This window comes from Pseudomonas sp. TWI929, assembly GCF_039673335.1.
Taxonomy (GTDB): domain Bacteria; phylum Pseudomonadota; class Gammaproteobacteria; order Pseudomonadales; family Pseudomonadaceae; genus Aquipseudomonas.
Genome location: NZ_JBDJLK010000005.1, coordinates 70,627 through 85,467, shown reverse-complemented (window position 1 = coordinate 85,467; position 14,841 = coordinate 70,627). Strand labels below are relative to the sequence as shown.

Annotated in this window: 17 protein-coding genes; 11 read left to right on the top strand and 6 right to left on the bottom strand. The window is 51.9% G+C overall.

Features of this window, described 5'->3' with window-relative positions:
- The first annotated feature begins 8 nt into the window (after positions 1-8).
- From ABE456_RS04400 to ABE456_RS04385, 4 genes are all read left to right on the top strand, one after another.
- Positions 9-1,379 (top strand): ThiF family adenylyltransferase, encoded by a 1,371-nt coding sequence (locus ABE456_RS04400; RefSeq protein WP_346642887.1) that lies wholly within the window; start codon positions 9-11, stop codon positions 1,377-1,379.
- Positions 1,379-1,714 carry a DUF6527 family protein gene (locus ABE456_RS04395; RefSeq protein ID WP_346642886.1) on the top strand — a complete coding sequence of 112 codons (336 nt, stop codon included), beginning with the start codon at positions 1,379-1,381 and terminating at the stop codon, positions 1,712-1,714. The genes ABE456_RS04400 and ABE456_RS04395 overlap by 1 nt, the downstream gene beginning before the upstream one ends.
- 296 nt (positions 1,715-2,010) lie before the next feature.
- Positions 2,011-3,834, top strand: a complete 1,824-nt coding sequence (locus ABE456_RS04390; protein WP_346642885.1) for a P-loop NTPase fold protein — start codon at positions 2,011-2,013, stop codon at positions 3,832-3,834.
- 533 nt (positions 3,835-4,367) lie between these two features.
- On the top strand, positions 4,368-4,958 hold the full coding sequence (locus tag ABE456_RS04385; RefSeq protein ID WP_346642884.1) for a sce7726 family protein: 591 nt from the start codon (positions 4,368-4,370) through the stop codon (positions 4,956-4,958).
- Here the strand turns inward: ABE456_RS04385 and ABE456_RS04380 are convergent.
- Genes ABE456_RS04380 through ABE456_RS04370 form a run of 3 tightly spaced genes read right to left on the bottom strand, consistent with a single transcriptional unit; the run spans position 4,914 to position 7,477 of the window.
- Positions 4,914-5,981 carry a hypothetical protein gene (locus ABE456_RS04380; protein WP_346642883.1) on the bottom strand — a complete coding sequence of 356 codons (1,068 nt, stop codon included), beginning with the start codon at positions 5,979-5,981 and terminating at the stop codon, positions 4,914-4,916. The genes ABE456_RS04385 and ABE456_RS04380 overlap by 45 nt on opposite strands.
- Positions 5,974-6,840 carry an ImmA/IrrE family metallo-endopeptidase gene (locus ABE456_RS04375; RefSeq protein WP_346642882.1) on the bottom strand — a complete coding sequence of 289 codons (867 nt, stop codon included), beginning with the start codon at positions 6,838-6,840 and terminating at the stop codon, positions 5,974-5,976. Before ABE456_RS04375 ends, ABE456_RS04380 begins: the two co-directional genes overlap by 8 nt.
- Positions 6,833-7,477 carry a hypothetical protein gene (locus tag ABE456_RS04370; RefSeq protein ID WP_346642881.1) on the bottom strand — a complete coding sequence of 215 codons (645 nt, stop codon included), beginning with the start codon at positions 7,475-7,477 and terminating at the stop codon, positions 6,833-6,835. Before ABE456_RS04370 ends, ABE456_RS04375 begins: the two co-directional genes overlap by 8 nt.
- A 586-nt stretch (positions 7,478-8,063) precedes the next feature.
- On the opposite strand from ABE456_RS04370, the gene ABE456_RS04365 reads away from it, so the two are divergent.
- The 3 genes from ABE456_RS04365 (at position 8,064) to ABE456_RS04355 (ending at position 9,396) form a co-directional block, all read left to right on the top strand.
- The gene (locus ABE456_RS04365; RefSeq protein ID WP_346642880.1) at positions 8,064-8,384 is read left to right on the top strand and encodes a hypothetical protein; all 321 of its coding nucleotides are present in this window, start codon (positions 8,064-8,066) and stop codon (positions 8,382-8,384) included.
- A 454-nt stretch (positions 8,385-8,838) separates the two neighbouring features.
- Positions 8,839-9,057, top strand: coding sequence for a hypothetical protein (locus ABE456_RS04360; RefSeq protein ID WP_346642879.1), 219 nt, complete (start codon positions 8,839-8,841; stop codon positions 9,055-9,057).
- Between the two features lie 126 nt (positions 9,058-9,183).
- Positions 9,184-9,396: a hypothetical protein gene (locus ABE456_RS04355; protein ID WP_346642878.1), complete on the top strand. Its 213-nt coding sequence runs from the start codon at positions 9,184-9,186 to the stop codon at positions 9,394-9,396.
- Between the two features lie 600 nt (positions 9,397-9,996).
- On the opposite strand, the gene ABE456_RS04350 is transcribed toward ABE456_RS04355, so the two are convergent.
- The 3 genes from ABE456_RS04350 to ABE456_RS04340 all read right to left on the bottom strand — a co-directional run bounded on the left by ABE456_RS04350 (position 9,997) and on the right by ABE456_RS04340 (position 11,909).
- Complete coding sequence (locus ABE456_RS04350; RefSeq protein WP_346642877.1) at positions 9,997-10,389, bottom strand: hypothetical protein; 393 nt, start codon at positions 10,387-10,389, stop codon at positions 9,997-9,999.
- A 163-nt stretch (positions 10,390-10,552) separates the two neighbouring features.
- On the bottom strand, positions 10,553-11,101 hold the full coding sequence (locus ABE456_RS04345; RefSeq protein ID WP_346642876.1) for a VOC family protein: 549 nt from the start codon (positions 11,099-11,101) through the stop codon (positions 10,553-10,555).
- 55 nt (positions 11,102-11,156) lie between these two features.
- Positions 11,157-11,909, bottom strand: coding sequence for an SDR family oxidoreductase (locus ABE456_RS04340; protein WP_346642875.1), 753 nt, complete (start codon positions 11,907-11,909; stop codon positions 11,157-11,159).
- A gap of 101 nt (positions 11,910-12,010) precedes the next feature.
- On the opposite strand from ABE456_RS04340, the gene ABE456_RS04335 reads away from it, so the two are divergent.
- From ABE456_RS04335 to ABE456_RS04320, 4 genes are all read left to right on the top strand, one after another.
- Complete coding sequence (locus ABE456_RS04335; protein ID WP_346642874.1) at positions 12,011-12,937, top strand: LysR family transcriptional regulator; 927 nt, start codon at positions 12,011-12,013, stop codon at positions 12,935-12,937.
- Positions 12,938-13,064: 127 nt separating this feature from the next.
- The gene (locus ABE456_RS04330) at positions 13,065-13,469 is read left to right on the top strand and encodes a nuclear transport factor 2 family protein (protein ID WP_346642873.1); all 405 of its coding nucleotides are present in this window, start codon (positions 13,065-13,067) and stop codon (positions 13,467-13,469) included.
- Positions 13,470-13,494: 25 nt separating this feature from the next.
- On the top strand, positions 13,495-13,875 hold the full coding sequence (locus tag ABE456_RS04325) for an antibiotic biosynthesis monooxygenase family protein (protein ID WP_346642872.1): 381 nt from the start codon (positions 13,495-13,497) through the stop codon (positions 13,873-13,875).
- Positions 13,876-14,098: 223 nt separating this feature from the next.
- Complete coding sequence (locus tag ABE456_RS04320; RefSeq protein WP_346642871.1) at positions 14,099-14,782, top strand: metallophosphoesterase; 684 nt, start codon at positions 14,099-14,101, stop codon at positions 14,780-14,782.
- Positions 14,783-14,841: the final 59 nt, after the last annotated feature.

Below are 14,841 nucleotides of genomic sequence, written 5' to 3'. Positions count from 1 at the left end.
CGCTCGTAATGACCGAAGCCCTGCACTCCGCTCTCCGGGAACATCTGTTCCCGGGGGACGGTTTAGAAGCAGCGGCCATCCTCATTTGCACGCGGCACGAAGGTGAACGCACCAAGTTGCTCGCGAAATCTGTGATCCCGGTACCGCATGGTGCATGTGTCAGGAAGAAGGATTTCATTAACTGGCCAGGCGACTACCTCGATATGGCTGTAGCCCAGAGTGAGGAAAGTCAGTCTTCAATTTTGCTCGTTCACTCTCATCCAGGCGGTTTCTTGGGCTTCTCCGAACTGGATGATGAGAGCGATCAGATCACCATGCGATCTTTGTACGCTGGAGTGGAAGTGATCCACGGTTCTGCTGTCATGATTCCGGATGGTAGAGTGCTGGCACGTACATACGACGACTTGCAATGTCCTTCCCCAGTATCGTTGATCTCGGTGATCGGTGATGACATCCGCTTGTATTTCGGCGAAGTGGAAGGGCAGGCCGTCATCAATGTCAGCTCTGGAGCGCCCATGGCGTTCACGTCTGAAATGACTCAGGCATTGGCGAGGCTGAGTGTGGCGGTCATTGGGGTTTCTGGCACAGGCTCAGTGGTGGCTGAGCAGCTTGCTCGTTTGGGCTTCGGCGAGATCATCTTGGTTGACCATGACCGCGTTGAGGAAAAAAACCTTAACCGGATTCTCAACAGCACCTTGGAGGATGCGGCCTCGTCAGCTTCCAAGGTAGAGATGTTTGCGAGCTCCATCGAACGTGTGCGGGGAAAAGGGGTGGCACGCCCGATTGCTAAATCGATCGGCACTCGCGAGGCTGTATTAGCCGTAGCTGATGCTGACTTTCTCTTCTGCTGCGTGGACACGCGATACGCGAGGATGATCGCTGACCGGATCGCTAGCCGTTTCCTGATTCCGCTCTTCGATGTTGGAGTGCTCATTCCTACGATGAATGATGGGACGGGAGCGATGATCGCGGGGGTTTATGGCCGCATAGATTACGTGCAGCCAGGTGGATCAACGCTCGCTGATCGTGAGGTTTACTCAGGTGAGTCGCTTCGTGCGGAAAGTCTTCTGGCGGCGAGTCCAGAGGCTTATCAGCAACAACTCCAGCATGGATACATTCAAGGTTTCCATGAGGAGGCTCCCGCTGTGATTTCTCTGAATATGCTGGCAGCGTCTACCTGCGTGATGGAGTTTCTGGCCCGGGCATTCCCAATGCGTGAGGAACCGAACTGCAACTACGCGCGAACCATGATTAAGTTCAGAGAGGCAGAGCAGGAATTCACAGCCGAGAGTGGCTTTCCGAAAACCGCAGATCCAGGGCTTGCAATTGGCGCCGCCGAGCCACTCCTTGGAATCGCTGACCTAGCAGGTGGAGTGTGATGCTGAGGGCTATAAAGAAAGCCGTGTATCGATTGGTCGATCCGCTGCTACCCGCCAGGAAGCTTCAGGTTGTACAAGGCGATGTACTGCCGAGCCAGCTGCCTTTCCGGTCTCTCATTCTCGTTAAAGATGGTTCGGAGGATTGGTGTGTTGGTTTCAAATGTCCATGTGGTTGTGGTCGGACGATTGAGCTTTCACTGCCAGAGGAAATGAAGCCCAGATGGACATGCAGCATCGATTCGCTTGGGCGACCAACGCTGCACCCATCGGTGTGGCTGAAAAGTGGTTGTAAGTCGCATTTTTGGTTACGAGAAGGCAGAGTTATCTGGGTCTAAAGACGAGGCGGAGCGCTGACGTTTGGGTTAGTGTTTCGCATAGTCAGGGCACGGAATTTTTAGGATACTAGCATTTTCTACTGTCTAGACTTAATCATTTCTTAGGGATGAGACATGTGGGGGAGATCACCAGCCAGCATAATGGCTTACCAGGTGTGCCCATATTTTCAATGCCTGACTATCCTGCCGAAGGGTTTTAAAAGCCTCCGCCGTAAGTTCCAATCAGTTTGTGTACAGTATTTTATTGTAAGGTTGCAATGGTTTTGGTGTTCTAAAGTCAATAAGGGAGATCCGCCATGGCAGATGTTGCATCAACAGCGAATGAATTGGTTGAAAATACCCACCATCTGCAGGGCTATATTGAGTATTACAAAAAACTTGACGATCCAGGGTATGCGGTTTTAATTACGGGGAACTGGGGGGCTGGAAAAACTCATCAGGTAACTAAGATTCTTAAAGAAGAAGAATATACTTACGTGAGTTTGTTTGGTGCGCAGACTGCTGAGGAAGTATATTCTTCAGTTTATGCTAGGATGTTTCCCGGAAAGGCGTTTTCCAAAGAGATGGCAAGTTCTACGGAGGGTGTGACACTAGGCCCGATAGCTTTTGGCGGCTTAATATCAAATATTGCAAAAGCTGTTCTTAAAGATGAGGTGGATAACTCTAAGATATTGATTTTTGATGACTTGGAGCGTAGCAGTCTTAAGACCAATGAGCTTTTTGGAGTGTTCAATAAATATATTGAGCATCACAAATGTCGAGTCATAGTTTTGGCTCACGATAAAAAAGTCAGTGATGATTTAAGGGCAACGAAGGAAAAAGTTTTCGGTCAGACGATAGAGATCGTTCCTCAGACTAGCCAAGCTTTTGATAGCTTTGTCTCGAGTTTGACGTGCAGCCAGGCAAGCTCGTTGCTGCATAACCTGAAGGATACCATTCTTGGGGTTTTCGATCAGTCAGAAACTCACTCGCTTCGCATTCTCAAACATTCCATCGAAGATCTTGCAAGGCTGCTGGGATTGCTTACTGATGTTCAAAAGGAACATCAAGAGGCGATGTCTGTCATTGTGGGTTTGTTTTTGGCTCTCTCTCTTGAAGTAAGGTCGGGACGGCTAGATGAGTCATCCCTTGTCAAGCGTTATGATGCGATAATAACTTATCAGATGCGAGGCGCTAAAGAAAATGCTGAAGTTCCTCCTATCTATGTAGCAAACCAAAGATACCCTTCAATCGATTTGAGCAGTACGTTGCTAAAAGATCGTGATCTTGTAAATCTGCTGATTAAAGGATTCTATTCCAGGAAAGATATCCAGCAAACCCTAGAGGAGTCAATATTTTTTTCAAAAACCACGGATCTTCCTGCTTGGTTGGCTTTCATAAACTTTGATAATATAAGTGACAAAGAGTCCGCCGAGGCTGCCGAAAAATTAATTGTTCAATTTAATCAGCGGAGCTTGACGGAGGCGGGAGAGTTTCTCCATCTTTTCTCTTTGCGTTTCCTTTTATCTCAGATGCGACTGATTGATGATGATTATGAGGGTGTCGAAGCAGGCTGCAAGACTTATCTTGATGAACTGTTGGAGCAAGGCAAACTAGCCCCATATATGGGGAATGATCTTGTGTGGGGCGAGGGCTTCATGAGTTCATATAACGGCCATGGGTATTGGGTTGAGGATAGTTACAAGCCGCACTTTCAACGAATCGTAGAGCACCTAAAGGACTCTCAAATTAAGGCTGGTGAAAATAAGCTTCCGGAATATGGAAGATATCTTCTTGGTTTAGTATCAGGCGATGGTGAGAATTTTTCTCGCGAAATTAGTTTGACATTTAGCGGCGGCAATACTTTTGCTTCCATTCCAGCGCTTTTGGGTATAGATCCCAGCGATTTCGTCCAAGAATGGATGGGGTCGAGTGCTAAAAATTGGCAGCCTATATCCAGGGGGCTTGAACACCGTTACAACGCGGGCCAGCTTTCAGGCGGGCTAAGGTCGGAGCTCAAATGGATCAAGGAAGTTGTGCGATTAATGGATATGGAAATAAAAAAGGCAAGCGGCATTCGTAAGAAACGAATCGAGAGAGCCATCCGACCTTCTCTGAGGGCGGAAATCGAAGCGTTGTGAATGTGACGAGGTGACCGCAGGGCGGTCACCTCGTCAGATGTTGAGAGATTTGGTCTATGGCTTGACGCTAGCGCTGACCAGGTTTGCGAAACCTTGAACGTAGTGTCAAAGAAATCGACCAGAGCGCGCAAAACTAATCACCTTTGTGAATACAGAGGAAGGTAGGCTCAGCCATCGAAGAGCAAGTCTTTCCTAGCTTCAGGGGCTGCTCAGCACCGCCTAGGGGCGCGCATAGGGCTGCGCTCAAACATATGCGCTGTGCCATCGGTGGGGAAGTGGGTTTCAAATTCTTGAGGCATGGCATGGGCTGCAGGTTTGCGTAGCCAAGCTGGCTGGGGGCCGGGGTGCCCCCGACGACAGCCCGCAGGTCGCTGGCGTTGGGATGAACTGTGTTTTGAAATGACACTCGTTGGTTGCCTCAACCTCACATAAGCAGGGGGCTGGCCGGAATACTGGATTCTTAATCTGTTCAGACTCCCAACACAGAGGCTCATAGGCTAAAATATTGCGTTTGCCTTCACCTGGAGCTCTGAGTGCTCAGAGATAAAGAGATCCGAGCGGCTTTAGTCGATCACTTAATGAAGCGGTCGCCTCGACCCGCACGTGTAATTGAAGAACTGACCATCGATAATGGCAATGCCATTGCCGATGTGGTCGCGTGCTACCGCGAGATGCATTGTTATGAAATTAAGGGACAGACAGATAACGTCCGAAGATTGCTCGCCCAGTCGGAGTTCTATTCCCAGTCGTTCCCAAAACTGACCTTGGTAACCACCGAGAATCATATAAAGTGGGCTGAGGCCTATTCCCCCGAGCACTGGGGGTTGATGGTGGCGAAAGAAGTTTGCGGTCGTGTCGTGCTTAGTTATGTACGGAGAGCCGGGTCGAACTCAAACTTCTCGAAGCAGAAGGCCTTGCTGATGCTCTGGAAAGCCGAGTTGACCGCCATTGCCAACTCGCACCCCAAAGTTCGACTTAAAAAATCATACACGCGAGCAGACATCGCTGCTGCGATAAGTTTCGGGATAACTAAGGACGATGCTCTGAACGGAATTCAGAGCGCAATCGTCGGAAGGGCGTTAAATCGTATTCACGATGAAGGTGATGTGAGCGGCGGTAAGTGATTTTATCCAAGCACTAGGACTACCACCTTTAGGAGGCCTGCGCGCTGAAAGGAGGCTTCGATCATGGATGTACCTATCGCCGTACGAGTACGCAGCTCCACGATAAAAGGCTTGACCTACAATGTCGTCTGAAATGTCAAAGTACTGCCCATAGCCATGGGTTTTGAATCGCCTGCCGCGTGATATATAAAATTTATCACTGTGTGTGTAGAAAACTTTAGGCGTTGAAACACCATTCATCAGTTCGGGGCCTAGGTCGAGATCTGAGTACTCTGGGCTGACCACTCCGTAGTCTCCATACAAAATATTTTCATAGCCTGGTGAGGTGGTCAAAGAACGCCAAAGAATGAATTCTTTTCGCACCACATTTTTTTTAGCGTCCGTGCCTATCAGGTTTGCAATATTTCCTGGAATTACAGAGCCAGATATTGACGTGCCGTCAACATGAAAATCTATTTGAAAGCGGGACAGAAAGCGATCCACTTTCTTGCGAGATTCATCTGCATCCCTAACAATTCTAAGATCGATTAGAAGAATGATACTGGCCGGTTGTGCAGCTGTTATTTCATTCCAAAGCAATGCTAGTCTTGGCTTGGTAATGCCGTAGCTTTCGATATCTTCTTCTTGAAGTCGTACCCCAATAGATCCTGGCTTGGTCTTAATGAAGTCTAAGGCTGCTATATTGTGATCAGGATTACGATCCAAAGCTAACACAGGAATTGTTTGATAATCTTTGAGGAAGTTAAGGATGTAGCGGTATTGAGGTACTCCTGCGAGGCTTATGCTTTCATCGATATCAAAATTGTCTACAAAGAACCAATACTCAGAGCCAGATTCTCTGGATTTCTTGAGATCGGCTGAAGCCAGTTTTATCCTTTTTAAAACTTCCGCTTCCGTCATTATGTTTTGAGAGCGAGGTACATCATACAGCGGTGCGATCTGGCTTCTAATGGCAGAGTCGAGTTGGGCTACACCCTGAATCTCATTTTGTTTGAATTTTAAAAAAGGGATGTATTTAATCATCGATGAACCCAAAAGCCTCGCGCAAATTCATAACTTGGACAAGCTCAGGGTAAAGCTTGTAGTTTTTGGCTTGATGACGTAGCATTCCGGCAGCGATAGCGGGATGCACATTTGCTCGCTCGCAATACAGTAGGAATTGGCGCTTATCAGTTCGTGCGTTCCATATATGTCGCCAGTCTTCGGTCGAGACTAGGCTCTTTTTAGCGATAATGTTGGCTTCTATTTCGATGTCGGAGTCAACGCTCACATCGAAATCATCAAGAATTGGCTGATCAAGCTGATCATAATGCAAAGAGATGTGTGCCAACTCATGCATTAGAGTAAACCAAAAATTATCGTACCGATTGTATCTAATGGTTATGCCTATAACCGGTGTGCCCTGTGAAAGCTTGAAAGTGCATCCATCCATTTTCATGGCCTTAAAGCCGGGCTCAACCACTAATATGACTCCGTAAGCTCCTGCCAAGTGATCTATGAGAGTGGAGACGCGGTCAGGCTGCAGGCTGATGAGCGCTATTTCTCTGAGCTGCTCATGACTTAAACCTTGGAAACGAGGAATAGCTCGACTCAAGAACTCGAGTTTTGATTTCTCGCTGACCATCGATAGCCAAGCCTGAATTTTGGTTTCTTCAGCCGAGTCATTTTTTCTATAGAGCACGGCATTATTGCTGCTTGCATTGAGTGCAAGCCTGATTATGAAGTCTTCATACGCTTCACCAGGGCGGGCATGCGTTTTAGCATCGGCTGGTTTCAGAATCTGCCGGAGTCTTTCGAGCGCTGCCGTGAAATCTTCGACAGCAGCCCTTGAGGATGGATAAACCTCAAAATCTTCTGGATGGCCGTTTGGAACATCAGACATGATGCGCCTCCCCAGCTAGCCCATTAGCAATATCAGCGGGGGCCTCGAAGTAGCGGAGGTTTTCCTTTTCGGCATCTGCTTCGTACTCAATCATTCCGAGGAGTCTGTAGTAGCCCTCGGCAGTTGGCAGCGAGTGCAAGCAGAACCCCGGTCGGTAACCCAGGGTATGGATTGCAAAGTGGGCGGCGTGGGCTATTAGGATCCGGCTCACGCTTCCGAACTGCTTCTGATAGGTTGGTCGATCCCGATTCCAATACGCTGAGGCAACGTAATCCACGTAGAAAATTCGTTCACCATCCACTCGGCTCTCCTTTGGATGGTAGATCACACACGTCGCCTGGATGCGCCCCTGGGCACTTAGGAAAAACCAGTGATACTCGTCGGTATTGAGTACCATGGCTTTGTCGAGCCAGCGCCAGCCGATATCCGACAAGCCATAGGACGGTAGCTGCTGGCTGAATAGTTTCCGGTCAACTGCCGCCGCAGGGAAGTCAGTAAGAAGCTGCCGTACGGCCCTGGTTTTCTCGGCCTCCCATTGCTCCTGCAACTGGAGCACATACTTAGGAAGCAACCCTTGGTGAATTTGATAGGGTATTTTCTGCCCCGTATGGCGGCATAGGAGGGTAGGCTCAGCCATTGACACGCACGCTACGGTTGGCTTGAAGGCCCGCTAATCCGAAAGGTCTCATCATGGAAATCCATGTCCGATTGATGGCCAGATGATGACACCGTTCGGGTGGGCCTACAATGGCACTCATTTTGGGGTCAAATGGCCGTAACCACCATGTCGGTATTGACGGATACTGAGCATTCGACCCGATACCACCGTCGACACGAGTTGTCGGTTGTACTCTGTAGACACATGGAATGGGGATGAGCGTTAGCCGTCGTTCTCGGTACCATTAAGCCCTGAGCGTGATTGATCAGCACACGGCATTCTGGGCCGCAGGTATCTCCGGTGGCGAACTCGAGCGTCTGCGACTTATTGCTGAGCATCGTTTCCAGGCGGTGACTGACTACCAACTCATAGCGGCGGGCGGCTCGTCTGGGCCCAGTCATTAGCTGAGATGGAGCGAGGCCAGCCCGTTCATTACGCGATCGCTTTGCTAAATGAAATTGCTGAAGCTGTGCGATCGCCGGCAGCGCCTGAAAACGGATAGAGGAAATAAATCGAACTCGTCGGTAGATGGTCTGAGACCCAAACAGGCCAAGAGGTTTCCGCTATGTACCCTGTGACAGCTGACGGTCGCTACTTCGTTGTCAAAGGCCAGCTGTGGCGCTGCAGCAATCCCGCGCTTTCGGAAGAGGAACGCCAGCACCTAGTGCACGATCTCATGGACGCACGGCGAGCCGTGAAAGAAGCGAAGGTTTCGAATAACGCAGACCACCTTCGTAGCGCACGAGCAAGGGTCGACGCAGCTAAAGTAGCGTTGGGGGAGAGGGAACCGGTCTGGTGGAGCGACGGTAGGCCGGACTACAACCGCCACAAGGCAGTCAATACGCCGTACGCTGACTGGTACGCCTCCCTGCGCGATACTCCCTGATGCTCAATGGAGCTCGCCAATCCCCGCAGGGGCTACTGCCGCTGTAAAATCCTGTAGAGGCATTAACGGCTAGATCTGCCTCCAAGCGATGGCACAATTTTAAGGAGTTACACCTGGTGTTCCGGGCGATCATGGAGTTGGTATTCGCGGTGAGCGTGGCTATGACTGTGTTCACTGTCGTCCTGTTACCGTGCATCATCCTGTGCCTCGAAGAGCTGCCCATATGTGGCGTCGATGACAGATTCGTGAACCCCGTTGTGGCTTACGTCGCGTTCCCTGAGGCAATTGTAATCAGCGGGTATCTGCTGCTTCGCTACTGGAGGCAGATCTCCGAATTCGTGAGGTCGATTTCACCTTGATGCCTTTGGTGCTGCCTATTGCTCACGGCGGGTCTCCCTCTGTGTCGAGATTCAGCGGCGTCGCGTGTAATGGTGGCAACGGAGGTTTACCTGAAATGCCTGGATTGAAGCGAACCCTTTTGGGTATGGCTGAAGCGGGTGAGCCGCTGCTTAGGCAGGCTCTCCAAGCGATTCGAGCCTATAACGATGCGGTGGAGCACAAGCGACCAGCTGCTGAGATTGAACTCCTGCGCGTTGAGGCAGACCATCTCTATCAAACAGTGATCGACTACCAGCTTCATAAAGCCGGGGGCTTGGGTGCGTCGGTACATTAAACTGAGACGTAGGTATTCGAACGACGTTGAGCTGGTACCTAGCTGATCTCGATGGTCGTGACTTTGAAAAGAGTCGAGCGTAGTCATCGACACCGAACGCCCCTTACACAGACCCTCGGAGTGAACATGGCAGAGAAGGATCTCAGCAGCGTATTGCCTCCTGATCATCGGATGTATATCGATGCTGTGGAGGCTATGAAGAGGTATCACCAAGCCCAAGCCGACGGTGTAGATGGCGCTGAGCTTGAGCGCCTACGGCTGTTAGCTGAACACGGCTTTCAGGCAGTCACTGACTACCAGCTGCACGCGCTTGGCGGGCCAACAGAGCCTAGCCACTAGGAATGCAGAAAAAAGCCGGCACTATCCCAGTCCAAGGGCGCTGTCGTATTCGATTCTCTATGGTCGTGTTATGCTCAAATGTTCTGCAGAGCAGGGCAAGTGCGTACGAACGTGCTTCACCAGCCTTGAACCCACTATGAGCAGAAGTCGTCGCAAAACTCCGATACGCGGCATTACCTCAGCCACAAGCGAGCGTTCCGACAAGCAAGCATGGCACTGCAGTTACCGTACAGCTGTACGCCGGCAGCTCGCGAATGACCCTGACGCTGAGCTCCCTCACCCTCGTCAATTTTCTGATCCTTGGCGCATGGCAAAGGACGGCAAATCCTATTATGGAGTGAGCCGACGCGACGAGAAGGCTCTGAGGAAATGATCTTCAGCACTCGCCGAGCGGCGCAGTGATGAATTGGCTGTATCAGGATCGCACCAATCATGGTGTTGTTCCGCGACGAGTTCGGCCTCACAGTCAACGCGGATGTCGGATCAGTGCGACTTGTCTTGGTTCGGTCGCCGCGCTGCCAGCGAGATACAGGGCATACCGTGCGTCAACGTGAAAGCGGACAAGGCGCGAACTCAAAGAAAAATCTGCTTGGCTGTGAGTTATGCAGTGGTGTCGACGAAGTGCTGCAGCGTGATCATCGTTGCCTGCAGCGCCATCATGGTTGCATTGGCACTCGCAATCTGGGCTTGAATCGCGACCACCTGCGTGTTTTTTTCCTCGCTGGATCCTAGACCAGATTTCGCTTGCTGCAGTTGTTGTTGCAGCTGCCGCATGTGCTTCGCAACTTCAGTAATTTGCTTTTGCAGATTTTCGAGTGTGTCTTTTTTGGACGAGCCAGCACCAGCCTCGGAGCCGGCCTGGGCATCAGCTCTGATGCTGCTTAGATCACTGGTTGTTGAGTCATCGTCTGCCACCGTTGGTTCAGGGCGCGCAGATGTAGGATAAAGCAGGGAAGTGTTCCCCATGCCGCTGAGGTTTACATTGATTGCCATGACGGAATTCCTTTGTCGTCGTTGCTTGTTGCACATGTCGCCAATTGGCCGAATCAGCAGTATTCCACCAAGATTGCCAGCCCTCGGTGTTCGTTAGCTGAAAAGCACCTATGCCATGTGCGCGGCCAGATGCTTTCTGATGGGTGAGTTGAGGGGTACGAGTCTATTTCTCGGTCATGGACACCAGTTCCATCTGCGAACCCCAAGGTGTAAGGAAATAGAACCATTGCACACCATCAGGGTTGGTGATCGGTTCGTTCAGTACTTTCAGACCTTGGGATTTGATGAAGGCAAGGCTACGCGCCATATCGTTGGTTCTGAGTGCAAAATGGCTGGCTCCAATGTCATCTTCGTGCGGATGCTCGGGGTTGATATCCGGGCCGCGATATTGGAATAGCTCCACTTTTGCACCGCCTTTGAGCTGTACCATGGCGAAGCGCTCCAACTTGCTGGATTGGTGCCACCGGAACTGTGTTTTCCATTCTTCCGGGATGGCACCTGGACGTATGTCGGAGATGACTTTTGCGTCGGTGAGTTCGGAGAAGAAATGAATCGCAGCATCGACGTCCGGAACGTTCATACCTACGTGGTCGATCACTGAAACCTCTAGCACGCCTGATGAAGCTGTTGCGGCTGTGCTGGATGTTGCGGCTTGAGCCCAGGCAGTGAACGCAATGGACAGCGCCACAAGGACGGGTTTTACAAGCTTCATAATTAACGTCTCGGATGAGTGAGGGGAGGCTGCATTTTTTAGCGGCCTCCTGGGATTAGATTTGCGCTTGGCCGCCGTCGACAAACAGTTCAGCTCCGTTGACAAAGCTGGAGTCGCTGGACGCCAGGAACAGGGCTGCCTTGGCAATCTCCTCAGGTTCACCGACTCGCCCCAATGGAATTTGCGACGCCAAGTAATCCAGCAGGCCTTGTTGCTGGGCTGCGTCCGGGCCGGCGAGGTCTACCAGACCTGGAGTACGAGTAGCGCCAGGACTGATGGTGTTAATCCGAACGTTGCGATCTTTCAGGTCGAGGATCCAGTTACGGGCGAACGCTCTTACCGCAGCTTTGGAGGCCGAGTACACACTGAATGCCGGCGTGCCCGAGCTGGCAGCCGTGGAGCCGGTCAGAATCACGGAAGCGCCTTGAGACAGGAGTGGGAGCGCTTTCTGAACCGTGAAAAGCGTGCCTTTTACGTTGCGGTCAAAGGTGTCGTAGTAGTGCTCTTCAGAGATATCGCCCAGCGGCAACATCGAGCCCCCACCAGCATTTGCGAACAAGACGTCGATACGTCCGTGGGCTGAGCTGACCTGTTGGTACAGAGCGTCCAGTTCATCTGGCTTCGAGGAGTCCACTCGAATGCCCACTGCGTTTCCAAGCTCTGCAACAGCTTTATCCATCTCAGCTTGTCGGCGTCCAGTGATGTACACGAGTGCGCCTTCCTGGGCGAAAAGCTTGGCAGTCGCCAGCCCGATACCCGAGGTTCCACCAGTTACGATTGCGATTTTGTTCTCAAGCTTGCCCGTCATGATCGTTCTCCAATGGGTGAAATGCTGCGTTGGATAAAGCCTATCGACGAGTGTGAGAAACCAAAATAGAATTGTCGGAAACTCATCGTTGCAGAAATGAAATGAGCAAACTTCCGGATTTTGAAGGGCTGGCGATGTTCGCCAAAGTAGCTGAAGAAGGATCGTTCGCTGCCGCTGCCAGAATCATGGGCGTTTCAGTGCCCACGGTATCCAGAGCAGTCGCACGCCTTGAGGAGCGATTAGGAGGGCGGCTGTTCAACCGCACTTCTCGGCAGCTGTCATTAACCGAGTTCGGTCACAGCATGGCTGCCAAAGCAGGGGAGATCTATCGGCAGGCTGAAGCGGTGGAAGGCGAGGCGATGGAGCTCTCTGTCCAGCCTCGCGGCCAGGTTCGCCTGGCGATTCCCATGTCGTTCGGCTTGCGATGGGTGGCACCCCTGATGCCGAAGCTAATCCGGCAATATCCAGAGCTTTCGGTAGATCTTCACTTGTCCGACGCTTCAGTCGACCTGATCGCGGATGGTTTTGACGCTGCCTTGAGAATCGCTGCGCTGCCAGATTCATCACTGGTGGCCAGAAAGCTATGTGCGGTGAGCCAGTTTCTTGTCGCCTCGCCGGCCTATCTGGAAAAATACGGGCGACCTCAGCATCCTCGAGAGCTCGCGAATGCGCCCTGCCTAAGCTACGCCTATCGCGCCAGGACGCAGGTCTGGAGGTTCACTCACCTATCTGGAGTTGAAGAGGATGTTGTCCCTTCCGGGCCGATGCGTGTTACCAATTCGGACGCAATGATCCCGTTGTTGCTAGAAGGGTTGGCCATTTCCGAGCTCCCCGAGTTCATCGCTAGCGAGTACTTGAAGGATGGGCGCCTGGAAAGGCTCCTGCCGGAGTGGAGCATGACTCGGGGCGGCTTGTATTTCGTAACGCCGTCGGCGCGATCTCGGCCAGTGAAGATCAGGGCTGTTTCCGATTTTTTCTTTGAGCACCTGTCTGAGCCAGCGTGGCGCTGGGCTCCTGGGTATGCGTAAACCCGTGCTAATAAAATTGAAATGATGGGTTTCAATCTTTGATATTTTGATTTGGCCAGGGCTTAGGTAGCGTTGAGTCATCTCCAGCGACTACAGCTGGAGGCCAACTCGCCAAAGGCCCGTGCCCATGAAAAACGCCGTGCAGCTTTTCCAGACCTATCTGGACACCATTCAATCCCCTCGCGTCGCCGCTCAGCTGTTTGCTGAGGAGGGGGCTTTGGAAATCCCCTACCTGAAGTCTCTGGGCATCAATCACCGTGCGCAAGGCCCTGAGCAGATTGAAGCCTTCATCGCGTCCTTGCTCACCAAAGTCCCCGACTTCAAATTCCGGTCTGTCCGCTTCCTGATTGATACGCCTGAGCAAGCATTCGCCGAATATGACGTCGAAGCTCTGGTTCCAGCGACAGGGCGAATCTATCGGCAATCCTACGCGGGTCGCCTGGTAGCGCGTGACGGAAAAATCCAGTTACTGCGTGAGTCAATGGATACCGTTGCAGCCGCCAATGCATTTTCCCCCGTTACCAACGCCTGAGTTTTTGTCTTCGAGGACTACTGATATGAAAAACATTCATCCTGCAGCTGCATCCGACCACGACAAGACCCTGCCGACCAAGATCCTCGTAAGTGCCTACTATCGTGTTCACCCGGACGACCGCCAGACGTTCATCGACGCCGTGATTCCTGAGATGCTGGCGGCCCAGAGACTGCCGGGCTGCATCTACTACGCATTTGCCCAGGATCTGAGCAATCCGGACAATTTTCACCTGACCGAAGGATGGGCGGATGAAGAGGCTTATGAACGTCATGAGAATTCCGAATCCTTCCTCACAGCGTTGGCCACTGTTGTGAAAAACGTCCGTATCCTGGATAGGGAGGGAATTCGTTACGATGTGGCTAAACAGCACATCGACGATCCTCGTGGGAAGGTAGCCGAATAGGTGAGAGCGGTGTTTCGAGCGGACTAGACCCGGCCGTTTAGCCAGCGAGCACATACAAACCAGTTTGCATTTCTGGGCGCCGGGATTAATCGTGGCTTGAACGTGAAACGGAGTCGAACCGGTCGGTGATACGATAGTGGAGGAATGTCCAACAGGATGGCGCGCCACACGGGCGGTTCGTCCAGGCGCTAACCCATTCCAACATTTCAGCAGGGTCTAAGGAATGATGTGGTTTCTCGGCGATGTGCATGGGCACTTCGATCATGTGATTCGACTCGTGAAAGTCCATCGTCCCGACGCAATTATCTTCTTGGGTGACCTTGAATGCAGCCTGCCCCTCGACACGATCCTGCGTCCGATCCGTGGTTTCACTGAGATCTGGTTCATACATGGCAATCACGACACGGATCAAAGGAGCTACTGGCACAATCTGCATGGCAGCGGCTTCGCTGACCGCAGCCTGCATGGTCGAGTATTGGAGATTTCAGGTCATCGCATAGCTGGTCTGGGTGGTACCTTCGAACGGCAAGTCTGGCTTCCTGGAAGCCCTGACACTGGCATCCAGAATTATGAGGACTTTCTCGAGCGCCTCGCTCTCAGGCCGCAGCATGCAGACATCGTCGCCACCAAAAAGCAGAACGCGCTTTCGGCAATTTTTCCGGACGACTATTTTACGCTCGCAATGGAGAAAGCGGACATTCTGGTCTGCCATGAGGCCCCTAGCTGTCATCCATACGGCTACTCAGAGATCGATGATCTCGCCCAGGCAATGGGCGCGAAAATGGTCGTGCATGGCCATCATCATGACTGTCTGGATTACAGGTCGGAGTGGCCCAATCTGGGGTTTGAGGCTTACGGCGTTGCGTTCAGGTCGGTCATGGCTGTAAACGGCCAGGTCATCCTCTAGCCGCTATGAAGCTATCGTCGCAAGCGGAGCGCGCCGGCGTGACGGATGGACGCCCTCAT